The following is a 22,463-nucleotide window of genomic DNA, read 5'->3' on the forward strand; positions in this document are numbered from 1 at the left end:
ACCGCCGCATCCACCATGAAGCATCTACAACCTTTCATCCTGTTGCTTGTCGGCCTGTGGCTGCCCCTGTCTGCGCTGGCGGAGCTGCGGGCGTCGTTCGACCGCCCGCAGGTCTACGAGGGCGACACGGTCACGCTCACCATCGAGGCGGAGGGCTTCCTGCGTTCCGACCAGCCGGATCTCGGCGTGCTGGCGGACGCGTTCGATGTGCTGGGCAGCAGTCAGGGCCGCCGGCTCGAGATCATCAACGGCCGCCAGAGCGCCACGGTCAGCTGGCAGATCCTGTTGTCCCCCAGACATCAGGGCGAGATCCAGGTGCCGCCGATCCCGGTGGGCGACGAGCAGACCCCGCCCCTGCGTCTGCAGGTGTCGGAAGCGCCGACGGACGCCCAGGGCGGACCGGGGGATGACGTCTATGTCGAGGTCGAACTCGAGGTGGACGGCGACAGCGTGCTGGTGCAGCAGCAGGTGCCGCTGGTGGTGCGCCTGTTCAGTGCCTTGCCCATTCGCGGCGGCGAGCTGTCGGACCCCCGCGCCGAGGGGGCTGTGCTGGAGCGGCTCGGCCCCGATTCCCAGTACAGTACCCGGCGCAACGGCCGCGAGTATCAGGTCATCGAGCGGCGCTTCAGCCTGAGCCCGGAGCGCAGCGGTGAACTGCGCATTGCGCCCGTGGTGTTCCAGGGGGAACTGCGCACCCGGCGACCGGCGCGCAGCCCGTTCGATCTGGACCCGGGGTTCGACAGCCTGTTCGGCGACAGTCCGTTTTCGCTGTTCGAGCGCGGCGAGCCGGTGCGGGCCCGGAGCCAGGCCATCACCCTGCAGGTACAGGCCCGCCCGGACGACTTCGGCGGCGCGCACTGGCTGCCGGCGGAGGCGCTGACCATCGAGGACAGCTGGGCGCAGGATCCGCCCCGGTTGCGCGTGGGCGAGCCGGTCACGCGCACGCTGAGGGTCACGGCCCAGGGCCTGGCGGGCAACCAGATTCCGCAGCTCGACATCCCTGTGCCGGCGGGACTGCGCGCCTATCCGGAACAGACCGAGGCTCAGAGCCGCACCGATGGCAGCACACTGTTCGGGGTCAGTGTCCAGCGGCTGACGCTGATCCCCACCCGCGGTGGGTCGGTGGAGTTCCCCGCCATACGCGTCACCTGGTGGGACACGCTGGTGGGGCAGGAGCGCACCACCACCGTGCCGGCACTGCAGCTGGATGTGGAGGGGCAGGCCGCGGGTGAGGTCGACGCCTCCCCGATGCCGGATGCGTCCGCCGTTTCACCGTCGCCGACGGAGTCGGCGACTGCATCGCCGGAGCCTCAGTCCGGCACTGCCGCGACAGCCGATGGCAATCCCCAGCTGAGCCGGTTCGAGCACTGGTTCTGGTTTTTGCTGGTGCTTGCGGCGTTGCTGGTGCTGATCGGCGGGCTCATCGGCCTTGGCTGGCGTCGTCGACGGGCCGGTGGGACATTCCGGACGCAAGCGGCTGATGCGTCCGCAGCCGACCGCGTCGGGGCGCAGTCCGGAACGCGCTCCAAAGGCGCGTCGGCGGCCTGCCGCGCCGGCTTTCAGCGGGCCTGTGCCGCGAATGACGCCCCCGCCGCGGCCAAGGCGCTGCTGGCCTGGGCGCAGGCGCTGCAGGACGAGGCATCCGGCGCTACGGCCTCGGCCGACGCCCCGGCGAACCTGTCGGCGCTGGCAGCACGGCTGGACCAAGACGGTTCGCCCGCCGACGCCGCGGCGGAGCAGGTGCGGGCGCTGGAGCGCGTGCTCTACGCGCCGGATGCAGCGACATGGACCGGCGAGGCCCTCTGGCGCGCGCTCGGCGACCGGCTGCCGACGCTGATGCGCAATCGGCCCGGCGAGGGTGCCGGGGCCCGGGGCGCTGCGGAGCCGCTTGCCCCGTTGTATCCTGAGCGTCGTTGAACCAGGCAGGTGCAGACCACATGGACCGGGAACAGGATCACAGCCAGGCCGGAACCGGAACAGGAACCGGAACAGGACCAGGGGACGAAACACCCATGATCGATGCCGAAGCCCTTGCCAGTTACTGCACCACTCTGCTGGAGGCGGAGCGGATCAGCGATTACTGCCCCAATGGCCTGCAGGTGCAGGGTCAGCGGCCGGTACGGCGGCTGGTCAGCGGCGTCACCGCCAGTCGGGCGCTTATCGTGGCGGCAATTGCCGCCGACGCCGATGCCATCCTGGTGCATCACGGCTGGTTCTGGAAGGGTGAGGCGCCGTGCCTGGTGGGCATGAAGGGTCAGCGGGTCGGCCTGATGATGCGCGCCGAGCAGTCGCTGCTGGCCTACCATCTGCCGCTGGATGTGCATCCTGTCCTGGGCAACAACCGCCAGTTGGCGGAGGTGCTGGGCATCGAGGCACCTCGACCGGCGACCGACGACGGACTGATCTGGCAGGGCCGGCTGCCGCAGCCGATGCCGGCGACGGCCTTCGCCGACGCGGTCGGTCGGCGGCTCGCCCGGGCGCCCCTGCATGTGGCCGCCGTGGATCGCGCCATCGAGCAGGTCGCCTGGTGTACCGGCGCGGCACAGCGCCATCTGGCCCAGGCGCATGCCCTGGGGGCGGACCTCTTCATCAGCGGAGAGATCTCCGAGCAGACGGTGCATGAGGCCAGGGAACTGGGCATCGACTACCTGGCGGCCGGACATCACGCCACAGAGCGCTACGGCGTCCAGGCCCTGGGCGAGCATCTGGCGGAACACTTCGGGCTCGAGCACCGCTACATCGAGCTGGACAATCCTGTCTGAGACTCTTCGTCTGTCTGAAAAACCTTGTTTTTCAGTGGTCTTTGCGATTTGTCGTCGTCGCGCGCGCGGTCTTCGCGTGTAATGTCACCAGGCGCTTGATGGCCGTACCATGGTCACCTGTTGAGCATCAGGTGAGCACCGAATGAGCACCGAATGAGCATCGGATGAGCGTCAGATGAGCACCGAATGAGCATCAAATGAGCACCCAATGGGCGCATGAAGGCCGCTTTCCGGAAACGGTGGGCACCGATTCATCCGGACGGGTCGGGGTTATCCTTGACCTGAAAGGTCGCAATCACAGACAATGGTTGATCTACGATCAAGCGCATTCGGATATTCTAATTTTCACTTTCCTCAAAGACTGCCCGATCCTCTCGCTGCGAGGGGACATCGTGCATCGAGCCTAGCGGGAGTCGATCAGACCAATGAACACACAAGGTGTGGATATGAAGCGGCGGCGTACGCTCGTGGCCGCCACCAGCGTGGTTGGCGCCATCGGCGCCGGCTTCATCGCAGTCCCATTCATCTCGTCGATGAACCCCAGCGCCAAGGCCCGCGCCGCCGGTGCACCGGTGGAAGCGGATGTCAGCAAGCTGGAACCCGGCGCCCTGCTGCGCGTCAAATGGCGTGGACAGCCAATCTGGGTGGTGCACCGCACCCCGGCCATGCTGGAGTCGCTGCCGACCCTGGACAGCCGGCTGGTGGACCCGGAGTCCCTGGTGCCCCAGCAGCCGAGCTACTGCCAGAACCCGACGCGGTCGATCAAGCCGACCTACTTCGTGGCCATCGGCATCTGCACCCACCTGGGGTGCTCGCCGACCTATCGTCCGGAAGTGGCGCCGGACGATCTGGGCGCGCAGTGGAAAGGCGGTTGGTTCTGCCCGTGTCATGGGTCCAAGTTTGACCTCGCGGGCCGGGTTTACAAGGGCGTGCCGGCACCAACCAATCTGGTGATTCCAAAGCACATGTACCTGTCTGACACCACCATCCTCGTCGGCGAGGATACGGGAGCGGCCTGATGAGCATTGAGACTGCACAGCCGGTACCGACCGGGGTCCTCGGTTGGTTCGACAAGCGATTTCCGATCGTGCGGGTGTGGAACGAGCACCTTGCCGAATACTACGCGCCGAAGAACATGGGCTTCTGGTCCTTCTTCGGCTCCCTGGCGCTGGTGGTGCTGGTGATCCAGTTGGTCACCGGCATCTGGCTGGCCATGTCGTACAAGCCGTCGGCGGCGGAGGCCTTTGCCTCGGTCGAGTACATCATGCGCGACGTGAACTGGGGCTGGCTGATCCGTTACATGCACTCCACGGGTGCCTCGTTCTTCTTCATCATGGTGTACCTGCATATGTTCCGCGGGCTGATGTGGGGCTCCTACAAGAAGCCTCGCGAGCTGCTGTGGATCATCGGGGTGATATTGTACCTGGCCATGATGGCAACCGCCTTCTTCGGCTACCTGCTGCCCTGGGGGCAGATGTCGTACTGGGGCGCGCAGGTCATCGTGAACCTGTTCGCGGCCGTGCCCGGCGTCGGCGAGGACCTGTCCGTCTGGGTTCGCGGTGACTACGTGATCTCCGATACCACGCTGAACCGCTTCTTCGCCTTCCACTTCCTGCTGCCGTTCGTGCTGGCGGCGCTGGTGTTCCTGCACATCGTCGCGCTGCACCGAGTGGGTTCCACCAACCCCGACGGCATCGAGATCAAGGAGAACAAGGACGAGAAGGGCATCCCGAAGGACGGCATCCCCTTCCATCCGTACTACACCGTGAAGGACCTGGTGGGTGTGATCGTCTTCTTCGCCATCTTCTCGCTGGTGGTGTTCTACGCACCGGACTTCGGTGGCCTGTTCCTCGAGGCGCCGAACTTCCAGCCCGCTGATCCGCTGAAGACGCCCGAGCACATTGCTCCGGTGTGGTACTTCACCCCCTTCTACGCCATGCTGCGCGCAGTGCCGCCCATTGCGGGTTCGCAGTTCCCCGGCGTTGTGGTGATGTTCGCCGCCATCGCGATCCTGTTCCTGCTGCCCTGGCTCGATCGCAGCCCGGTCCGCTCGATCCGCTACAAGGGCATCCTGTCAAAGGTGTTCCTCGGCGCCTTCGTCGTGTCCTTCGTCGTGCTGGCCTACCTGGGTCTGATGCCGTCGAGCGACCTGTACACCTTGCTTGCGCAGATCTTCACTGTCGTGTACTTCGCCTACTTCCTGCTGATGCCGATCTACACCAAGCTGGAAAAGACCAAGCCCGTTCCGGAGAGGGTGACCCTATGAGACGCTACATCCTAGCCTTCGCCCTGCTGCTGACCGCGCCCCTGGCCGCCTTCGGCGCCGGCGGGCACGGCCCCGAACTGCAGGAGGCCGACATCGACCTGAAGGACCAGGCCTCGCTGCAGCGCGGTGCCAAGTACTTCGTCAACTACTGCATGGGCTGTCACTCGCTCAAGTACATGCGCTACAACCGCATGGCGCAGGATCTGGGCATCCCGGACGACGAGTTGCGTCGCAGCCTGATCCTTGGTGATGCCAAGCCCGGCGACGTGATGACCAATTCGCTGCGTCCGGAGGACGGCGTGAAATGGTTCGGCACCGAGATCCCGGACCTGACGCTGGTCACCCGCTGGCGTTCCCCGGACTGGGTCTACAGCTATCTGAAGGCCTACTATCTGGACGACAGCCGGCCCTACGGCGTCAACAACCTGGTGTTCCCGGACGTGGGCATGCCGCACCCCTTCGTGCATCTGCAGGGGCTGCAGCAGCCGGTCTTTGCCGAGGGCCACCTTGCCGAGGGTGAGGCCGGCCACGTCATCGGCGTCGAACTGGTCGAGCCCGGTCAGCTGACGCCCGAGGAATACGACACCATGGTGCTGGACCTGACCAACTTCCTCACCTATGTCGGCGAACCCTACAAGCTCGAGCGCCGTAGCCTGGGCCTGTATGTGCTGCTGTTCCTGGGCTTGATGTTCATCCTTGCCTACTTCCTGAAGAAGGAATACTGGCGCGACATCCATTGAGCCGCCGGTACCGCTGCGGCGGTGCCTGATGCTAGATGACGCAACATGACGCCGGCCACCTCACGAGGGATGGCCGGCGTTTTCATTGGGAGACAAGTTGCCCGCACGGGGCCGGAATCGGTGTATCCTTGTCGGGTTCGATGACGCGAGCCAGACGGCGCCGGGGTGCCGCATTGGCCGCTTGTGCGAATTCTTGTCCCCGTGGCCCTGAGTGGACCCCCTGCCATGATGCTCTTTACCGACCCGACCTGCCCCTACTGTCACCGCGTGCGCATGGTGCTGGCCGAGAAAAAGATCGGCATCGACGTTGTCGACGTCGACGCGCATGACCTGCCGGAGCAGGTGCTGGACGCCAACCCGTACGGCACCGTGCCAACCCTGGTGGATCGTGATCTGCGCCTGTACGAATCGCAGATCATCATGGAATACCTGGACGAGCGCTTTCCGCATCCGCCGCTGATGGCCATCGACCCCGTGGCGCGGGCCAATGCCCGGCTGTTCATGTACCGGATCGACCGGGACTGGTATAGCCTGATGGGCCGGATCAAGCTGGGCGACGAGGCCGATGCAGAGCAGGCACGTGCAGATCTGCGGGAGAGCCTGACCACCACCGCGCCGCTGTTCGCCGCCCATCGGTTCTTCATGGGCGAGGAGTTCTCGCTGATGGACTGCTGCGTGGCCCCGCTGTTGTGGCGTCTGCCGGCGCTGGGCATCAACCTTCCGGCCTCGGCCGTCGCCGTCACCGAATATGCCGCACGCATCTTCGAATGGCCGTCGTTTCGGCTCAGCCTCACCGAGGCGGAGCGCGAGATGGTGTCCGATCTTGCCTGACAAGAGACCCGACCGGCACGGACCCGGCTCCGTACGCCGGCATCTGATGGGATGAGACCTTGATGACCTCGAACCGCCCGTACCTGATCCGCGCCATCTTCGACTGGATCATAGACAACGGCATGACGCCGCACCTGCTGGTGGATGCGGATCACCCGTCCGCCAGCGTGCCGCGCGGCTTCGTTGAGGACGGCCGCATCGTTCTCAATGTGGCGCCGCAGGCCGTGCATGGGCTGCAACTGGGCAATGACGCCATCCGCTTCTCGGCCCGGTTCGGCGGCAACCCGTTCAACGTGGAGCTGGCGCCCCAGGCCGTGCTCGGGCTATACGCCCGGGAGAATGGCCACGGCATGCTGTTCCCGGACGAGGAGCCGGCCGCGGATGAGCACACCGAGTCCGAAGGGATGGGCAAGGGTCCGGGCGCGGACGGCGGCGGTGCGCCGAAGAAGCCGCAGCGACCGGCGCTGCGGGTGGTGAAGTAGGGCCCGCTCAGGTCAGTTCAAGGGCGCTGCTCTGCCCCTGAATCCGGATCCGGCGCCAGGTGCTGGCTCAGATGCTCGCTCATATCCAGGGTCAGGGATTCCAGCCGCAAGCCGGTCAGGATGACATGCCCCTGGCGGCGGCCGATGCCTTCCTCGCTGAATTCGAACCGATAACGCCTGTGCACCCGCACTCCCTGCCGGGTCCAGCGCAGGCTCAGCCGGCGCAGGGCCACGGCCTGGTCCAGTAGCTGGACACCGCTCTTCGCGCAGGCCCGCCTGGCCAGTCCGATGGCCATCTCCCTGGCCCGCAGGGCATCCAGCCAGGCCCATCCCAGCAGCAACAGCAGCAGGTTCGCGATCAGGTTCTCCACCGTCAGGCTCATGCTGAAGGGCCACCGGCCGGCGCGGTGAAGGCCCCGAGGAGTCGGCGGTGTGCGGTTGCGCGGGTCATGGTTGTGCGTCGAACAGGTCAGGCATGGGTTCCAGGGGCATGTCCGGCTTTGTGCTCCCGACCTCGCCCAGGGGCGGCTGCAGGCCGAAGTGCTGATAGGCTGTGCGCGTGGCCATGCGACCGCGCGGGGTGCGCATCAGAAAGCCCTGCTGGATCAGGAAGGGTTCGAGCACGTCCTCGATGGTGCCGCGTTCCTCGCCGATGGCCGCCGCCAGGCTCTCGACCCCCACCGGGCCGCCGTCGAACTTGTCGATCACGGCGCGCAGCAGGCGCCGGTCCATGTGGTCGAAGCCGTGCCCATCCACCTTGAGCATGCCCAGGGCCTGATCTGCCACGGCGCGGGTGATGCGCCCGTCCGCCTTGACCTGGGCGAAGTCGCGGACCCGCCGCAGCAGGCGGTTGGCGATGCGCGGCGTGCCCCGGGAGCGACGCGCGATCTCGCCGGCGCCGTCCGGCTCGGTGTGGATGGCCAGGATCTGCGCCGAGCGTCGGACGATGTGCGTCAGGTCTTCGGCCGAGTAGTATTCCAGCCGCTGCACGATGCCGAAGCGGTCGCGCAGCGGCGAGGTCAGCAGCCCGGCCCGGGTGGTGGCCCCCACCAGCGTGAACGGCGGCAGGTCCAGCTTGATCGAGCGCGCCGCCGGGCCCTCGCCGATCATGATGTCGAGCTGGAAGTCCTCCATCGCCGGATACAGCACCTCTTCCACCACCGGGCTCAGACGGTGGATCTCGTCGACGAAGAGGACGTCGTGCGCCTCCAGGTTGGTCAGCAGGGCGGCCAGGTCGCCGGGCTTCTCCAGCACCGGGCCGGAGGTCTGACGCAGGTTCACCTGCATCTCCTGGGCGATGATGTTGGCCAGCGTGGTCTTGCCCAGGCCAGGCGGGCCGAAGATCAGGCTGTGGTCAAGGGCCTCGCCGCGGGCGCGGGCGGCGCCGATGAAGATCTCCATCTGCTCGCGCACCGCCGGCTGGCCGACATAGTCGGCGAGTCGGCGCGGGCGGATGGCGCGATCCAGCGCGCCGTCTTCGGTGGCGGCATCAGGGGAGATCAGGCGCTCGGGCTGGCTCATGACATGGTGGCCTTCAGTGCGGCGCGGATGATGGCCTCGGAGGTCTGGGCGCCGTCGTCCACCGCGCGGGCCATGCGGTTGGCGTCGGCGGGCTTGTAGCCCAGGGCCACCAGGGCGCCGACGGCCTCGGTCAGGGCGTCGTCCGCACCGGCGCCGGCGGCCGGCAGGGCGCCGCTGACCAGGCCCGGGGTGGCGCCCAGCTCTGCCACACGGTCCTTCATCTCCATGATAAGGCGCTGGGCGGTCTTCTTGCCGATGCCGGGGACACGGCTGAGGGCGGTGATGTCCTCCTGCTCCACGCACAGGGCAAAGCGTTTCGCGTCCATGCCGGAGAGGATCGCCAGGGCCATCTTGGCGCCGACGCCGGTGACCCGCAGCAGACTGCGGAACAGGGCGCGGTCCTGCTCGCGCAGGAAGCCGTAGAGCACATGGGCGTCCTCGCGCACCACCAGGTGCGTGACCAGGGTGACGCGTTCGCCCACCGCCGGCAGGTCGTAGAAGGTGGACATGGGGGACTCGATCTCGTAGCCGACACCGCCCACGTCGAGCAGCAGCTGGGGCGGGTGCTTGGCGGCGAGCTCGCCGCGCAGCCGGCCGATCATGGGCGGAAGTCCCGCCACGAGGCCGCGGCGCGCTTGCGCTGCGGGATGCCCATGGAGTGGGCGTGGCACAGGGCGATGGCGAGGGCGTCGGCCTCGTCCTCGCCGGGTTCGCGATCCAGTGTCAGTAGAATGCGCACCATGTGTTGTACCTGGCTCTTTTCCGCGCCGCCGCTGCCCACCACGGCCAGCTTGACGGACTTGGGGCTGTATTCATGCACGGTGACACCGCCCTTGAGGCCAGCGCAGAGGATGGCGCCTCGCGCCTGGCCGATCTTCAGCGCTGCCGTGGGGTCGCGGGCGAAGATCAGCTGCTCCACTGCCATCTCGTGGGGCTGGTGCTCGTCCACCAGCGCCGAGACGCGGTCGAAGATCAGTCCCAGCCGCTCCGGCCAGGGATGGCTGCCGACGCGGATGCAGCCGCTAGCGATCTGCACGCTGCGCTGGCCGTCGGTGTCGATCACGCCATAGCCGGTGTTGCGCGACCCCGGGTCGACGCCGAGGATGCGATGGCGGAGCCGGCCGGTCGCCTGGGACGGGGGTCTGTCTGTTGGCATGGTGCGGGAGCGCTGCGGCCGGCCGTCCGGGACGGTGCCTGCAGCCAAGGGGTCAGGCCTCCAGTTGTTCCATGATCTCGTCGGCGATGTCGGCGTTGTTGTAGACCTCCTGCACGTCGTCCAGGTCTTCCAGCGCATCCACCATCTTCTGCAACTTCTGCGCCGTCTCCAGGTCCAGTTCGGCCTGGGTGGAGGCGGTGTAGGTGACCTCTGACACGCTGGTGTCGAAGCCCGCCGCCTGCAGCCCGTCGCATACCTGGCTGAATTCGTCCGGGCGGGTGATCACGTCCAGCGAGTTGTCATCGTTGACCACGACGTCCTCGGCCCCGGCCTCCAGCGCCGCCTCCATCACTGCGTCCTCGTCCGTGCCGGGCTGGAAACTGATGATGCCCTGCTTGGTGAACAGGTAAGATACCGAACCGTCGGTGCCGAGATTGCCGCCGTGCTTGGTGAACGCGTGCCGCACCTCGGACGCGGTCCGGTTGCGGTTGTCGGTCATGCAGTCCACCATCACCGCGACCCCGCCGGGGCCGTAGCCCTCGTAGCGGATCTCCTCGTAGCTCTCGCCGTCATCCGCGCCGGCGCCGCGCTTGATGGCGCGCTCCACGGTGTCGCGCGGCATGTTGGCACCGAAGGCCTTGTCCATGGCCAGGCGCAGGCGGGGATTGCTGCCGGCATCTGGGCCGCCCTCGCGGGCGGCGATGGTGACCTCGCGGATGAGCTTGGTCCAGATCTTGCCGCGTTTCTTGTCCTGGGCGGCCTTGCGGTGCTTGATGTTGGCCCATTTGCTGTGTCCGGCCATGAAACCCTCGTTGTCGGATGCTGAATCGAATACCCTGTTGCGCATCAAGGTCCACCGGGACCCCGCGCGAAAGATCGCAAGTTTAGCACTTCGGTCCGCATCATCGCTGTAGCTCGGTGCTGCAGGCCGCCAAACGCTGCCCAGTGTCACCAATCGCCACCGATCGCAACCGCCCCAGTCCATAGTCCGGAGGAAATGTCCGTGTCCAACCCGCAGCTCTTCGAACATCCGCTGAACGAGCGCGTGCGCACGTTCCTGCGTCTGGAGCACCTGTTCGAGAAGGTCAACTACTTTGCCCCACTGCGCGAACCCTGGGACACCCGCGCGGCGGTGGACGCGCTGCTCGAGATCATCGCCATCACCGCCCGGGCCGACATCAAGACAGAACTGCTCAAGGAGATCGACCGCAATCTCAGCACCCTGATGCGCATCGGCAATCAGCCGGGCGTCGATCAGGGCGCTCTGAAGCAGATCATGGCAGAACTGGAGCAGGCCGCCGGTGACATCCATGAGCTGTCCGGGCCCATCGCCTCGGACGCCCGCGAGGACCCGCTGCTGAAGGCCATTGCCCAGCGCAGCGCGATCCCCGGCGGGGCCTGCAGCTTCGACGTGCCCCTGTTCCACCACCTGCTGATCCAGTCGCCGGAGCGGCGTTCCGCGCGCCTGCAGGACTGGCTGACGCCGATGGCGCCGGTGCACAAGGCCGTCGCCCTGTTGCTGTCGCTGGCCCGCACCAGTGCGCGGCCGCGGACCCTGACTGCGGAGCAGGGATTCTTTCAGGAGGCCCTGGACGTTCAGGCGCCGGCGCTGATGATCCGCGTGGGGCTGTCGTCCGAACTGGGGCTGTTCCCGGAGATCAGCGGCCACAAGAATCGCTTCAGCATTCGTTTCATGCATGCCGACGGCGGCGGCAGCCGTTCCTCCCAGAGCCGCGAAGACGTGCCGTTCCAGCTCACTTGCTGCATCTTCTGACGCTCCTGGCCGCACTGCGACAATTTGTCGCATCCCGTCGCGGCGCCCGCGTGCTTGATAATTCGCAACTCTGGCAGCTCACCCGCCGCTTCTGACCGGCGGGTGGCATCTGCGCCTGCATAGGCGCAACACGCCATGCGTTTTCAAGATCGAGATCGGGGGCATCAAGTTGAAGGGGTATCGTCTGCATCCGCTCACATCCGCGGTGGCCATGGCCTGTGCCATGTTCGGCATCTGGCAGGCTGCCGAGTCCGTTGCCATGGCGGAAACCACGCCCGAAGCCGGCGTCGAAACCGCCGTCGAAGTCGCTGCTGGCAGCGCAACCGAGCTGACGGAAATCCTTGTCGAGGCCGGGCACTCCGTGCCCTTTCCCGGGGCGGGCCAGGTGGCGGGACCAGCGCTGCAGTCGGCGCGGGTCGGCACCAGCGACACCGCCCGGTTGCTGCTGCAGGTACCGGGGATCAGCCTGTACGGCGCCGGCGGGGTCTCCAGCCTGCCGGCCATCCATGGCCTGGCGGACGATCGGGTGCGGGTCAAGGTGGACGGCATGGACCTGATCGCCTCCTGTCCCAATCACATGAATCCGCCGCTGTCGTACATGGACCCCACGGCGGTGGGTGCGCTGCGTGTCTTCGCCGGCATTGTGCCGGTCAGCCTGGCGGGGGATCACATCGGCGGCGCCATCATCGCCGAGTCCGCGGCCCCGGAGTTTGCCGGACCTGACGCAGGATCCGGCGCAAACTATAGTGTCCGGGGGGAGGTCGGCGGTTATTACCGCAGCAATGGCGACGCCTACAGCCTGAACCTGGCCGCCAGCGCGGCCACCGAGACCTTCCGCATCGGCTACACCGGCTCCACCGCCAGCGCCGACAACTACACTGCGGGCGGGGACTTCAAGACCAGTACCGTCACCGGCCGCGCCGGCCATACCCTGGCGCTGGACGAGGTGGGCTCCACCGCCTACGAGACCCGCAACCAGTCCCTGGATCTGGCCTGGCAGCAGGCCAACCACCTGCTGCAGGCCCGCTTCAGTTACCAGGACATCCCCGAGGAGCTCTATCCCAACCAGCGCATGGACATGCTGGGCAACGAGGCGAAGCGCTTCAACCTGGACTACAGCGGCGAGTATGGCTGGGGGCGTCTGCAGGCCCAGGCCTACTACGAGCAGGTGGACCACTTCATGGACTTCGGCGCCGACAAACGCTTCTGGTACGGCCCCGACTCCGGCAAGATGGCCGCCAACGGCATGCCCTGCGGCCCCATCAGCAGCACCTGTGCCGCCGGCATGCCGATGGACACCGAGGGCAAGACCCTGGGCGCCAGCCTGGGCGCCGACATCGATCTGACCGAGGCCCAGGTGCTGCGTCTGGGGGCGGAGTACCAGCGCTACCGGCTCGACGATTACTGGTCGCCCTCAGGCGCCAACATGTATCCCGGCACCTTCTGGAACATCCGCGACGGCGAGCGTGACCGCCTCGCGCTCTACGGCGAGTGGGAGGCGCGCCCGACGCCCCGGTGGCTGACCCTGCTCGGTGTCCGCTACGAGCGCGTCGACATGGATGCCGGCGACGTGCGTGGCTACGACACCGCGCCAACGGCGCCGGGCAACCAGGCGGCGGAGGCGGCGGCCTTCAACGCCCGCGACCGCCGGCAGACCGACCACAATGTCAATCTCACGGCCCTGGCCCGCTACGCGCTGGACGAGACCCGGAGCATCGAACTCGGCTTCGCCCATCTGGTGCGCTCGCCCAACCTGTATGAGCGCTACGTTTGGTCGAGCTGGCCCATGGCGGCATCCATGAACAACGCCGTGGGCGACGGCAACGGCTATGTCGGCGACATCGACCTGGAGCCGGAGCAGGCCAACACGGTGTCGCTGACCTTCGACTGGCATGCGCCGGATCGCCGCTGGGAGTTCCAGGCCACACCGTACTTCACCCATGTGCGCGACTTCATCGACGCCGTCCCCTTCGATGCGGCGACCTGGAAGCCCGACCAGTTCAACGTGCTGCAATACGCCAACCAGGAGGCCCGGCTCTACGGCATCGACCTGGCCGGCAAGATTCCCCTGTGGCAGGGCGACCTGGGTCGCTTCGGTCTGCAGGGCCTGTTGAGCTACACCAATGGCGAGAACCGCGACACCGGCGACGGCCTCTACAACATCATGCCGCTCAATGCCACGCTGACCCTGACCCACAGGCGCGGCGGCTGGGACAACGCCGTGGAGGTGGTGATGGTCGACGCCAAGGACGACCTGTCCGGCGTGCGCAACGAGATCGAGACCCCCGGCTACACCCTGGTGCATCTGCGCGGCAGCTATGCCTGGCCCCGGGTGCGGCTCGACTTCGGCGTCGAAAACCTGCTCGATCGCCTGTACGACCTGCCCCTGGGCGGCGCCTACCTCGGCCAGGGCCGCACCATGGCGCTGAATCCCACCGACGGCACCCTGGCCTGGGGCACCGCCGTTCCGGGCATGGGGCGCGCCTACTATGTTGGCCTGAATCTGGCGTTCTGAGCAGGCGTCCCTTGTCCGTCGCCTCTTCGCCGGCGTCGACCGGCTCCGGCAGCGCGTCAGGGGCCGGGCAATGGCGGGCAGGCGGTCGGGCGGCGCTTGCCCAGCTTGCGCTGCAGGGTGCGCCGGTGCATGCCCAGGGCGCGGGCGGTGGCGGTGATGTTGCCGTCGTGGGCGTCCAGCGTCCGCTGGATGTATTCCCACTCCAGATGGCGCACGCTCAGGGGCCGGTCCGGCACGGGGGCAGTGGCGGCCGGCAGCGGTGGCTCTTCGGTCAGGGCGCGCAGGATGTCGGCCACGTCCGCCGGCTTGGCCAGGTAGTGTACGGCGCCCAGCTTCATGGCGCTGACCACGGTGGGAATGCTGGCGTAGCCCGTCAGGATCAGGATGCGTGCGTCTGGCGCCAGCTCCAGCAGGGGCTGGATCAGGTTAAGGCCGGACTGGCCGTCCAGGTTAAGATCCAGGATCACATATGCCGGCGGCTGTGCGGCGCAGCAGGCCAAGGCCTGCTCCGGCTGCCCGGCTGCGGTCACGTCGAAGCCGCGCCGGGTGAGGGAACGCGCCAGCACCGAGCGAAACGGCGCGTCATCGTCCACCAGCAGCAGTCGCGCGCCCTCAGCGCTCATGTGTCGCCACCGCCAGTGTGGTTGTTGATCTGGATGCGGCTTCAGACAAGGAACCGGACGCAGAATCTGACTCGGACAGGGGCAGCCGCAGCCGGGCGACGGTGCCCGTGCCGCTGTCCGGCCGGGCGAAAGTCAGACTGCCGCCGCGCCGCTCGATGGCGATGCGGCCCAGCAGCAGTCCGACGCCGAGCCCCGCGGCCGAGTCCTGCGGCCGGCGCCGGGCGAAGGCCCGCAGCGCCGCCGGCGACATGCCCGAGCCATTGTCCGCGATCTGCACCGCGAGCATGCCGTTCTGACGGACGGCAGTGATGCGGATGCGGCTGGCCCCGGCCCTGACGGCATTGTCCAGCAGGTTGGCAAGGGCCCGTTCCAGCACGCTGTCCGCCCGCAGCAGCAGGGGCGCGGGTGATTCCAGGGCCGGATCGATCGCCCACTCGAACGCCACCGCCTTGCCGGGATACCGGTTTCGCCAGTCCAGCACCAGGCTGCGCAGCCAGGGAGCCGGCGGACGGTCCGGCGCCGCGCCGTCGGCCCTCGGGCCAGCATCAGGAGCAGCCCCCGAGTCGGCACCCAGGCCGGCACTCAAGTTGTCACCCAAGTTGTCAGTGGGATCAGCACGAGCGGTCAGATCCCGCAGGGTCTCCCTGCAGCGTTGCAGCTCCGTCTTCATGGCCTGCACATCCGCCGCCAGCGCCGGCGCCAGGCGCGCGTCGTCCAGCAGGTCGTCGGCGAGGATGTTGAGACTCGCCAGCGGCGTGCCCAGGGCATGGGCCGCGGAGGCCGCCTGGCTGCCCAGCGCGATCAGCCAGTCGTCGCGGATGGCCTGTTCGCGGGCATCCGCCAGGGCGCGGTCACGGCGCCGGATGCCGTCGGACAGATGCAGGATCACGCCCACCACCAGCACCGCGGACAGGGCGAACACCAGCCACATGCCGAGCAGGTGCAGCGTGCCCGCCCGCTCAAAGTCAGCCACATGCAGCGGCACGTGCACAGACCAGAGCACGGAATACAGCAGTACGGCGGCGGCGGCCAGCATCCAGGCCTGGCGTGGCGACAACACCAGTGCGCCGATCGCCACCAGCGGCAGAAACAGCGAGATGAGCGGGTTGGTCGCCCCGCCGGTGAGAAACAGGTAGCCGCCCCAGGCCAGCAGATCGAGCCCCAGTTGCGCCGGCGGAGACAGGAACCAAGGCCGGTCGGCCTGGCCCCGTTGCGTCCGCAGACGCGCCAGTTGGGCAAGTGACAGATTGAGCAGACCGACGGCGCCGGCGTAGCTCAGCAGCGCGGCCATGAGCCATGAAGGCCCCAGCAGGAAGGGGCTGGCCACGGCCGCCAGCGCCATGGCCGCCACGGACAGCCAGCGCAGTTGCAGCAGGGACTCGTGCACCATCTGGCTCAGGCGACCCGGCTACGCCCTTCGCCGTGCCGGAAGGCCGTGCTGTTGGCGGGGATCCTATTCACCGTCGGTGGCGACGGCGTTTCAGCAGGTCCAGCCCCAGCACGATCAGGCCACTGAGCGACAGGGCGCCTGCCAGCGCCGCCTTGCCGCCGTGGCGTTGCAGATAGGGCGTCGCCTCGAACGACTGCGACAGCGAGCAGGTCCAGGTCTCGTAGTCGAACGAGCCACCGCGGTCCAAGCAACTGTCTGCAAGAAAGACTTCGTAGCCATAATGCCCCGCCAGGGCGAGCAGAGGCAGCAGCAGGAGCAGGATGCCGCCGGGTGGCGGCCGGTTGAGTGCAGTCATTGGGTGCATCCGTCCGGAGTATCGATCCGTCGTATGGTCATCGCTTTGCCCCCGGACCGCAACCCCGGCGTCCCCGTCAACCAAGATGGCTACATCATGGTGACGGCTACATCATGGTGACAGATCTATTGATCTGCCGGCCTATGCTGGGGTCTATCGCAGATACTGTCATTTCTCATACCCCCATTCGTAGCGATAGAGTCGCCAGATGTGTTGCCATTGGTCGCCGCAGGAGCTTTCGTGTTCGCCGGCTGGACCCTGGGTGATCTGCAGGGGGTGGCCGCCGCAGTCGATCAGGGTCCAGTCTTGCCGGGCCGTGAAGCCGGGGATGTCCGGTGCGGAGAACTTGCGCGCCAACAGCCAGAAGCCCTGGTCTTGCAGGTCCTGTAGTGCCGGGATCGGGACGATGCTGCCGCGGCCGTACTCCGACGGCCGGGTGATGCCGGGCCATTGGGTGGCGGCGATGTCCGGCCGGTAGAAATTGAGCATGGCGGCGTAGGGGTAGCGGTCGGTGAAGACCGGGCCGGGCAGGTCGGCGATGTGCTCCGCCAGCGCGGCATAGCCGTGGGTCTCGCGCAGGATACGCTCGGCGGCGTGCGGCAGCGGCAACACGGCGGTGGCGGCGTGCAGCGCGTACAGGCTCAGCAGCAGCAGGTTGACCGCGGCGGCGGCGACCAGCCAGCGGCTCAGCGGGCGCAGCGCAACCGCGGCCAGTGGCGCGGCGCAGACCAGATAGAGCACCGACCAGTTGGCCTCCACCTCGCTGAACCAGGCGACGGTGCCGAAGAACAGCAGCGGCAGCCCCAGGCCGATCAGCAACAGCCGCCGCGCTGGCGTCGGCAGGGTCTCGCGCAACCGGCGCCGCATCCCCGCCAGGCCGCCGGTGGCAAAGGGCGCCGCGGCCAGCGGCAGCAGCAGGGCGCCCCAGAACAGCAACTGGCTGCCCAGATATTCACCCAGGCTGCCAAGGCGCTGCCCCAGGTCCATGGGTTCTGGTGCGGCTGGCTGATAGGCGTGCAGGCCGACGGCGGCCGGCAACCGGTCCGCCGCCAGCGCGATCGCGCCGGTGTCGGTGGAGAAGCCGTGGCCGAACTGAAAGCGCATGGTCAGCCAGTCGTGCTGCGCGTTCCAGAGGAGGTGCGGCAGGAACAGCAGCAGCGCCAGGGCGGCACCGAGATAGGGCCAGCGGGTGCGCAGCGCCCGGGGATCGATCAGCAGGATGGCCAGCAGCAGCACCGGGCCGATGATGACCATGGTGTACTTGCCGAGCAGGCCGAGGCCGCAGGCGATGCCCGCGGTGATCCAGCGCTGGCGACGGCCTTGCAGTGCAGCGAGGGATTCGTGCAATGCAAGTAGCCAGAACAGGTAGAGCACGGTGTCGGGCGTGGTGACGACGCCGGCCACCAGCCCGGGAAAGGTGGCCGTGGCGATGACTAGCGCCAGCAGTAGTTCCCGCCCGTGCAGTCCGCAGGCGCGATAGAGGCGCCACATCACCAGGAACGACAGGGTGCCGCAGAGCACGGCGCCGAGTCGGGCGGCAAACGCGGAGCCCGGCGCCAGCAGGGTGCCGATGCCGATGAGCGCGACCCCGGGCGGGTGGTCGAAATAGCCCCAGGCAAGGGAGCGGGCCCAGTTGAAGTAGTAGGCCTCGTCCTGGGTGACCGGGACCGTGGCGGCGATGAGCAGCCGCCAGGTGGTGAGCCCCAGCAGCAGGAGCCAGGGCCAGCGCCAATGGTCGAGGCCTGGGGCGGCCGTCGGGCCGATGCGCGGCGCGACGGTGTCCGGTGCGGGCGATTGCATGTCGGGTGTCGCCGATCAGCGCGTGCCTGGCCGACTGCGGCAGCCGTTGTCCTGCAACTGCCGCCGCACCAGCGCCTGGATGCGTTGCTGCTCCTGCTGCAGTTCCGTCGGCGGCGCGGGGGAGCGTTGCAACAGCGTTCGCGCCTGGTACAGGTCGGCGCAGCGGCGCGTCTGCTCGGCCTCCAGCGCGGCCCGGTAGACATGTGCCGAGGCCCCGTAGAGGAAGCCCATGGCACTGTCCGGCGCATCGCGTCGGGCGGCCGCGGCGGCGCTCAGCAGCAACTCGTTGGCGGCAGCGAGCTGTTGCCGGTCGGTGCCGTCCATCAGCCGGTTGCGCCGCTCGCTCAGGGTCAGCAGCAGGCCGCCGTGAAACGAGATGCGGCTGGTGGAACTGCTGGATGGCTGTCGCTCCAGGGCGCTGCGGTATTCTGTTTCGGCGCAGTCCAGCAGCTCGCGAATGCGTGCGTCCTGGGCCGAGGCACTGCCAGGCTGCTGGATGACCAGCCGCAGACAGGCATCCGCCCGGGTGGCGTGTCTTGCGGCGCAGGCATCGGTCTGGGTGATGCACAGCACCGGGATGGCGGCGATGGCGGACCAGTCGCCGGCGGCGATCATGCGCTCCAGTTCGCTGTTCTCCATCTCCGTGGGCAGGGTCAGTACGCAGCCGGAGGCGAGCGCGCCCAGCGTCAGGGCCATCAGCGGTCCGGCGTGCTTGCCCATCGAGCGTTTGATGGCGTGCCCGGGCCGGGGGCTGGCAAGGCACCGGGTCAGGCATCCAGCCAGGCGCCGAATCCGGTGTCCGATCAGACTTTGGCAAGGCCTCGCAGTCACCTCGGCCGCCCCCGCACCGTGCCGGCGGCATCGGCGACCCGGTTGCCGGCCCCCAGTAGCAGATGGTGCAAGACGAGATAGCCGAACAGCACCAGAAAGCCTGAGGTGACCACGTCGCTGACGAAGTGGCCGCCGGCGGCAATGCGCGCCAGGCCGACCAGCAGCGCATACAGCGTTGCCAGCAGCACCCAGCCGGAGTGCGGCCCGCTCAGCACGGCAGCCACGCCGATGAGATAGAAGGCCGCCGCCGCATGACCGGAGCTGAAGGCGCCGCCGCGCTGGTCGCTGCGGACGAAGGGCGGGGTGAATGTGCGCTGGCCGCCAAACTCCGTCACCTGTACCGGGCGTGCCCGGCCCCAGTGTTCCTTGAACACCTGGTTCACCAGCAGCCCGGGCAACAGCGCCAGCAGACACAGCAGCAGCACCAGGCGGCGGCCGTCGAAACCGAGCAGGGCCCGCCCCTTGACACGGTTGAACAGCCACAGGCCGATCAGCCCGAGATTGACCGTGACCATCAGCACGGGCACGGAATGGTAGAGCAGCTGCTCCCAGGCCTGGCCGCGCAGCGTGAAACCGGCGCCGGGGGTGTAGAACAGTCCGCTGAGGGCCAGGTCGATCTGCGGGAAGGCCAGCATCAGGTCTGCGAAGGCAAAGAATGCGATCAGCGCGGCTATCGGGATGCCCAGCAGGCGAGCGCTGGCGCCTTGCGCTCTGGCGGCCGTGGGTGTCCGGCCGGTAGCGCTTGAACCGGCGCGGCGCAAACCGGCGTTGCTCAAAACAGCGTGTAGATGAAGGGCGCCACCGCAGAGCCCTGGGCCAGCACGATGAGCGCGCCGAGCAGCAGCATCACGATGATGATCGGGGCCAGCCAGAACTTCTTGCGTGCGCGCATGAAGCCCCACAGGTCTTTCAGCAGGTCCAGCATCAGTAGGGATTCTCCATGGAATCGGGGGTGTAGGGGCGGCTTGGCTCGCGGTAGCTGTCGCGCTGCGGCGCGGGGCGCCGCCGCATCGGGTCGTACCGGGTGAGGCGCATCACCAGCCCCGCCGGGACGAACACCAGAAAGAACACCAGGCCGAGGATCAGCGGCGTGGTGACCCGACTGAGCAGCAGGCCGATGCGCATCCAGCCGCGGTAGACCGGCCGCAGGCTGTTCGGCGCCAGCAGGCCCCAGAGCACCAGCACTGCCGCCAGCGGCCAGGGCCAGAGCGGAAAGCCGAAGTCGAAGAGCCAGGGCAGCAACAGGCCGAACAGGCCGGCGACGATGGCCCCGGTGGTCAGCGCGAACTGACGCAGGCCCTTGCGGTCGAGCTCAGGGATGACGTGCTGCATGGCCTTGGCCTCAGTCCAGTTCGAAGGTGCGCTGCCAGTCGTCGTCCGCCGGCGCCGGCGGCTGATCGGCCTTGAGCAACAGGCAGTTCTCCAGCACCAGTGCGTCCATCTCGGTGCGCATGAAACAGCGGTAGGCGTCCTGCGGCGAGCCGACGATGGGCTCGCCGCGGACGTTGAACGAGGTGTTCACCAGCAGCGGGCAGCCGGTGCGCGCGGCGAAGGCCGAGAGCAGCCGGTGGAAGCGGGGATTGGTCTCGCGGTGCACTGTCTGCAACCGGGCGGAATAATCCACATGGGTCACGGCCGGCACCTCGGAGCGCGGCACCTTGAGCCGGTCGATGCCGAATAGCTGCTGTTGAGCGTCGGTCATGGGCAGGCGCCTGGCCTCGGCCACCGGCGCCACCAGCAGCATGTAGGGGCTGGGGCCTGTGTGCTCGAACCAGTCCGACACCTGCTCCGCGAGCACCGCCGGTGCAAACGGCCGGAACGACTCGCGGTACTTGATCTTGAGGTTCATCACCGACTGCATGCGGGGGCTGCGTGGATCGCCGAGGATGGAGCGCCCGCCGAGGGCACGGGGTCCGAACTCCATCGGCCCCTGGAACCAGCCCACCACCTGCTCGTCGGCCAGCAGCTGGGCCAGGCGGTCCATCAGCTGGTCGTCGTCCAGGCGCTGCCAGGGGATGTCGTTTGCCTGCAGGTAGGCCTCGATGGCGGCGTTGCTGAACGCCGGACCGAGATAGGCGCCGCGCATGCGATCGGTGTCGCTGCCGGTGCGGGGTTGTTGCAGGTATTCGTGCCAGACCGACAGGGCGGCACCCAGGGCGCCCCCGGCATCGCCGGCGGCGGGCTGGATCCAGAGGTCCTTGAACGGTCCCTCGCGCCACAGGCGGCCGTTGGCGACGCAGTTCAGCGCGACGCCGCCGGCCAGGCACAGGTGGTCCACGTCCAGTTCCCGCTGCACCGTGCGCCCCAGGCGCAGAACGACCTCTTCGGTCACTGCCTGCACCGATGCGGCCAGGTCCATCTCGCGCTGGGTGACCGGGGATTCCGGCTGCCGCGGCGGGCCGCCGAACAGGCGGTCGAAGGCCTTGCTGGTCATGGTCAGCCCGTTGGCGTAGTTGAAATAGCGCATGTCCATGCGGAAGGTGCCGTCGTCCTTCAGTGCCAGCAGGTGGTCCAGGATCTGGTCGCGGAACCTGGGCTCGCCGTAGGGGGCAAGGCCCATCAGTTTGTATTCGCCGGAGTTGACCTTGAACCCGGTGAAGTAGGTAAAGGCGGAGTAGAGCAGGCCGAGTGAATGCGGAAACGGGATCTCCCAGCAGGGGGTCAGGCGGTTGCCTTCGCCGAGCCAGACCGAGGTGGTGGCCCATTCGCCGACGCCGTCCATGCACAGCACGGCGGCGCGCTCGAACGGGCTGGGAAAGAAGGCGGATGCCGCATGGGCCTGGTGATGCTGGGTGAACAGCAGCGGCGGCAGGGCGTCCTTGCGCAGGTCGCCCAGGGCGGCCAGTTCCTGCTTGAGCAGGTCCTTGAGGAAGAGTTTTTCTTTCAGCCAGATCGGCATGGCGGTCAGGAACGAGCGCAGGCCGCGGGGGGCATAGGCCAGGTAGGTCTCCAGCAGGCGCTCGAACTTGATCAGCGGTTTGTCGTAGAAGACGACGTGGTCCAGGTCGGCCAGCCGCAGGCCGCCCTGCTCCAGGCAGCAGGCGATGGCGTCCGCGGGGAAGCCGGCGTCGTGCTTCTTGCGCGAGAAGCGCTCTTGCTGGGCGGCGGCGACGATCTCGCCGTCGCGCACCAGGCACGCAGCGCTGTCATGGTAGTATGCCGAGATTCCGAGGATGTTGACTGCCATGCAGGCTCGCTGGGGCTGGAGTCTTACGGGATGCGGGGGCCAAGGCTGGCAGAGTATACCTGAGATCGCCGGCCGCGGCGCTTGCCGGCTGAAGTTTGAAGTTTGAAGTCCCGGAGGCTGGTGGCTTAAGGTTCCGAGGGGCGGTCTGCCGGGCTGGGTGGCGGCGGTCGGGGGACGCCGTGAATCCGTCCCTGGAGGCTTCACGATCGCGTCCTGCGATCGAGACCCCC

General features: G+C 67.8%; 24 protein-coding genes. 10 read left to right on the plus strand and 14 right to left on the minus strand.

All coding sequences use genetic code 11. The features are described from left to right. The first annotated feature begins 15 nt into the window (after positions 1-15). From F2Q65_RS13830 to F2Q65_RS13865, 8 genes are all read left to right on the plus strand, one after another. Entirely contained in the window at positions 16-1,917 is a 1,902-nt protein-coding gene (locus F2Q65_RS13830) for a BatD family protein (protein ID WP_150094000.1), read from the plus strand. Positions 1,918-2,012: 95 nt separating this feature from the next. Beyond that, on the plus strand, positions 2,013-2,762 hold the full coding sequence (locus F2Q65_RS13835) for a Nif3-like dinuclear metal center hexameric protein (RefSeq protein WP_150094001.1): 750 nt from the start codon (positions 2,013-2,015) through the stop codon (positions 2,760-2,762). 197 nt (positions 2,763-2,959) lie between these two features. Continuing rightward, the gene (locus tag F2Q65_RS13840) at positions 2,960-3,169 is read left to right on the plus strand and encodes a hypothetical protein (protein WP_150094002.1); all 210 of its coding nucleotides are present in this window, start codon (positions 2,960-2,962) and stop codon (positions 3,167-3,169) included. Between the two features lie 18 nt (positions 3,170-3,187). Beyond that, on the plus strand, positions 3,188-3,781 hold the full coding sequence (petA, locus tag F2Q65_RS13845) for a ubiquinol-cytochrome c reductase iron-sulfur subunit (protein WP_150094003.1): 594 nt from the start codon (positions 3,188-3,190) through the stop codon (positions 3,779-3,781). After that, positions 3,781-5,028: a cytochrome b gene (locus F2Q65_RS13850; protein WP_150094004.1), complete on the plus strand. Its 1,248-nt coding sequence runs from the start codon at positions 3,781-3,783 to the stop codon at positions 5,026-5,028. The genes petA and F2Q65_RS13850 overlap by 1 nt, the downstream gene beginning before the upstream one ends. After that, complete coding sequence (locus tag F2Q65_RS13855) at positions 5,025-5,768, plus strand: cytochrome c1 (RefSeq protein ID WP_150094005.1); 744 nt, start codon at positions 5,025-5,027, stop codon at positions 5,766-5,768. The genes F2Q65_RS13850 and F2Q65_RS13855 overlap by 4 nt, the downstream gene beginning before the upstream one ends. Before the next feature lie 225 nt (positions 5,769-5,993). Next, positions 5,994-6,599 (plus strand): glutathione S-transferase N-terminal domain-containing protein, encoded by a 606-nt coding sequence (locus F2Q65_RS13860; protein ID WP_150094006.1) that lies wholly within the window; start codon positions 5,994-5,996, stop codon positions 6,597-6,599. 62 nt (positions 6,600-6,661) lie between these two features. After that, the gene (locus F2Q65_RS13865; protein ID WP_150094007.1) at positions 6,662-7,081 is read left to right on the plus strand and encodes a ClpXP protease specificity-enhancing factor; all 420 of its coding nucleotides are present in this window, start codon (positions 6,662-6,664) and stop codon (positions 7,079-7,081) included. Between the two features lie 17 nt (positions 7,082-7,098). On the opposite strand, the gene F2Q65_RS13870 is transcribed toward F2Q65_RS13865, so the two are convergent. From F2Q65_RS13870 to F2Q65_RS13890, 5 genes are all read right to left on the minus strand, one after another. Continuing rightward, positions 7,099-7,464: a DUF3301 domain-containing protein gene (locus F2Q65_RS13870; protein ID WP_246156225.1), complete on the minus strand. Its 366-nt coding sequence runs from the start codon at positions 7,462-7,464 to the stop codon at positions 7,099-7,101. A 64-nt stretch (positions 7,465-7,528) separates the two neighbouring features. Beyond that, on the minus strand, positions 7,529-8,602 hold the full coding sequence (gene ruvB, locus F2Q65_RS13875; RefSeq protein WP_150094008.1) for a Holliday junction branch migration DNA helicase RuvB: 1,074 nt from the start codon (positions 8,600-8,602) through the stop codon (positions 7,529-7,531). Beyond that, the gene (ruvA, locus tag F2Q65_RS13880; protein WP_150094009.1) at positions 8,599-9,204 is read right to left on the minus strand and encodes a Holliday junction branch migration protein RuvA; all 606 of its coding nucleotides are present in this window, start codon (positions 9,202-9,204) and stop codon (positions 8,599-8,601) included. Before ruvA ends, ruvB begins: the two co-directional genes overlap by 4 nt. Further along, the gene (gene ruvC / locus F2Q65_RS13885; RefSeq protein WP_150094010.1) at positions 9,201-9,758 is read right to left on the minus strand and encodes a crossover junction endodeoxyribonuclease RuvC; all 558 of its coding nucleotides are present in this window, start codon (positions 9,756-9,758) and stop codon (positions 9,201-9,203) included. Before ruvC ends, ruvA begins: the two co-directional genes overlap by 4 nt. Positions 9,759-9,810: 52 nt before the next feature. Continuing rightward, the gene (locus F2Q65_RS13890) at positions 9,811-10,560 is read right to left on the minus strand and encodes a YebC/PmpR family DNA-binding transcriptional regulator (protein ID WP_150094011.1); all 750 of its coding nucleotides are present in this window, start codon (positions 10,558-10,560) and stop codon (positions 9,811-9,813) included. A 195-nt stretch (positions 10,561-10,755) separates the two neighbouring features. On the opposite strand from F2Q65_RS13890, the gene zapD reads away from it, so the two are divergent. Further along, the gene (zapD, locus tag F2Q65_RS13895) at positions 10,756-11,532 is read left to right on the plus strand and encodes a cell division protein ZapD (RefSeq protein ID WP_150094012.1); all 777 of its coding nucleotides are present in this window, start codon (positions 10,756-10,758) and stop codon (positions 11,530-11,532) included. Between the two features lie 169 nt (positions 11,533-11,701). Next, on the plus strand, positions 11,702-14,047 hold the full coding sequence (locus F2Q65_RS13900) for a TonB-dependent receptor (protein WP_246156227.1): 2,346 nt from the start codon (positions 11,702-11,704) through the stop codon (positions 14,045-14,047). A gap of 56 nt (positions 14,048-14,103) precedes the next feature. Here F2Q65_RS13900 and F2Q65_RS13905 read toward each other — a convergent pair whose 3' ends face one another. From F2Q65_RS13905 to F2Q65_RS13940, 9 genes are all read right to left on the minus strand, one after another. Beyond that, positions 14,104-14,670: a response regulator transcription factor gene (locus F2Q65_RS13905; protein ID WP_150094013.1), complete on the minus strand. Its 567-nt coding sequence runs from the start codon at positions 14,668-14,670 to the stop codon at positions 14,104-14,106. Continuing rightward, positions 14,660-16,057: an ATP-binding protein gene (locus F2Q65_RS13910; RefSeq protein WP_170265714.1), complete on the minus strand. Its 1,398-nt coding sequence runs from the start codon at positions 16,055-16,057 to the stop codon at positions 14,660-14,662. The genes F2Q65_RS13905 and F2Q65_RS13910 overlap by 11 nt, the downstream gene beginning before the upstream one ends. 70 nt (positions 16,058-16,127) lie before the next feature. Next, positions 16,128-16,415 (minus strand): hypothetical protein, encoded by a 288-nt coding sequence (locus tag F2Q65_RS13915; protein ID WP_150094015.1) that lies wholly within the window; start codon positions 16,413-16,415, stop codon positions 16,128-16,130. A 168-nt stretch (positions 16,416-16,583) separates the two neighbouring features. Beyond that, positions 16,584-18,215 carry an ArnT family glycosyltransferase gene (locus F2Q65_RS13920; RefSeq protein WP_150094016.1) on the minus strand — a complete coding sequence of 544 codons (1,632 nt, stop codon included), beginning with the start codon at positions 18,213-18,215 and terminating at the stop codon, positions 16,584-16,586. 15 nt (positions 18,216-18,230) lie between these two features. Continuing rightward, positions 18,231-18,935, minus strand: a complete 705-nt coding sequence (locus F2Q65_RS13925; protein ID WP_150094017.1) for a hypothetical protein — start codon at positions 18,933-18,935, stop codon at positions 18,231-18,233. Positions 18,936-19,042: 107 nt separating this feature from the next. Beyond that, positions 19,043-19,822 (minus strand): phosphatase PAP2 family protein, encoded by a 780-nt coding sequence (locus F2Q65_RS13930; protein ID WP_246156228.1) that lies wholly within the window; start codon positions 19,820-19,822, stop codon positions 19,043-19,045. Further along, the gene (locus F2Q65_RS19515; protein WP_170265715.1) at positions 19,819-19,971 is read right to left on the minus strand and encodes a DUF5989 family protein; all 153 of its coding nucleotides are present in this window, start codon (positions 19,969-19,971) and stop codon (positions 19,819-19,821) included. Before F2Q65_RS19515 ends, F2Q65_RS13930 begins: the two co-directional genes overlap by 4 nt. Further along, positions 19,971-20,378, minus strand: a complete 408-nt coding sequence (locus F2Q65_RS13935) for an SxtJ family membrane protein (protein ID WP_150094018.1) — start codon at positions 20,376-20,378, stop codon at positions 19,971-19,973. Before F2Q65_RS13935 ends, F2Q65_RS19515 begins: the two co-directional genes overlap by 1 nt. Before the next feature lie 10 nt (positions 20,379-20,388). Then, on the minus strand, positions 20,389-22,233 hold the full coding sequence (locus F2Q65_RS13940; RefSeq protein WP_150094019.1) for a carbamoyltransferase family protein: 1,845 nt from the start codon (positions 22,231-22,233) through the stop codon (positions 20,389-20,391). Positions 22,234-22,463 lie beyond the last annotated feature (230 nt).

The organism is Thiohalocapsa marina (genome assembly GCF_008632335.1).
GTDB lineage: Bacteria > Pseudomonadota > Gammaproteobacteria > Chromatiales > Chromatiaceae > Thiohalocapsa > Thiohalocapsa marina.

Bases quoted from the DNA above. Each gene is read 5' to 3' on its own strand.
- ruvC (WP_150094010.1), bottom strand. From the start codon at position 9,758: ATGCCAACAGACAGACCCCCGTCCCAGGCGACCGGCCGGCTCCGCCAT.
- F2Q65_RS13835 (WP_150094001.1), top strand. From the start codon at position 2,013: ATGATCGATGCCGAAGCCCTTGCCAGTTACTGCACCACTCTGCTGGAG.
- F2Q65_RS13830 (WP_150094000.1), top strand. From the start codon at position 16: ATGAAGCATCTACAACCTTTCATCCTGTTGCTTGTCGGCCTGTGGCTG.
- F2Q65_RS13935 (WP_150094018.1), bottom strand. From the start codon at position 20,378: ATGCAGCACGTCATCCCTGAGCTCGACCGCAAGGGCCTGCGTCAGTTC.
- ruvB (WP_150094008.1), bottom strand. From the start codon at position 8,602: ATGAGCCAGCCCGAGCGCCTGATCTCCCCTGATGCCGCCACCGAAGAC.
- F2Q65_RS13865 (WP_150094007.1), top strand. From the start codon at position 6,662: ATGACCTCGAACCGCCCGTACCTGATCCGCGCCATCTTCGACTGGATC.
- F2Q65_RS13890 (WP_150094011.1), bottom strand. From the start codon at position 10,560: ATGGCCGGACACAGCAAATGGGCCAACATCAAGCACCGCAAGGCCGCC.
- F2Q65_RS13850 (WP_150094004.1), top strand. From the start codon at position 3,781: ATGAGCATTGAGACTGCACAGCCGGTACCGACCGGGGTCCTCGGTTGG.
- ruvA (WP_150094009.1), bottom strand. From the start codon at position 9,204: ATGATCGGCCGGCTGCGCGGCGAGCTCGCCGCCAAGCACCCGCCCCAG.
- F2Q65_RS13840 (WP_150094002.1), top strand. From the start codon at position 2,960: ATGAGCACCCAATGGGCGCATGAAGGCCGCTTTCCGGAAACGGTGGGC.
- zapD (WP_150094012.1), top strand. From the start codon at position 10,756: ATGTCCGTGTCCAACCCGCAGCTCTTCGAACATCCGCTGAACGAGCGC.
- petA (WP_150094003.1), top strand. From the start codon at position 3,188: ATGAACACACAAGGTGTGGATATGAAGCGGCGGCGTACGCTCGTGGCC.
- F2Q65_RS13855 (WP_150094005.1), top strand. From the start codon at position 5,025: ATGAGACGCTACATCCTAGCCTTCGCCCTGCTGCTGACCGCGCCCCTG.
- F2Q65_RS13940 (WP_150094019.1), bottom strand. From the start codon at position 22,233: ATGGCAGTCAACATCCTCGGAATCTCGGCATACTACCATGACAGCGCT.
- F2Q65_RS13915 (WP_150094015.1), bottom strand. From the start codon at position 16,415: ATGACTGCACTCAACCGGCCGCCACCCGGCGGCATCCTGCTCCTGCTG.
- F2Q65_RS13870 (WP_246156225.1), bottom strand. From the start codon at position 7,464: ATGAGCCTGACGGTGGAGAACCTGATCGCGAACCTGCTGCTGTTGCTG.
- F2Q65_RS13905 (WP_150094013.1), bottom strand. From the start codon at position 14,670: ATGAGCGCTGAGGGCGCGCGACTGCTGCTGGTGGACGATGACGCGCCG.
- F2Q65_RS13920 (WP_150094016.1), bottom strand. From the start codon at position 18,215: ATGCAATCGCCCGCACCGGACACCGTCGCGCCGCGCATCGGCCCGACG.
- F2Q65_RS13860 (WP_150094006.1), top strand. From the start codon at position 5,994: ATGATGCTCTTTACCGACCCGACCTGCCCCTACTGTCACCGCGTGCGC.
- F2Q65_RS13925 (WP_150094017.1), bottom strand. From the start codon at position 18,935: ATGGGCAAGCACGCCGGACCGCTGATGGCCCTGACGCTGGGCGCGCTC.
- F2Q65_RS19515 (WP_170265715.1), bottom strand. From the start codon at position 19,971: ATGCTGGACCTGCTGAAAGACCTGTGGGGCTTCATGCGCGCACGCAAG.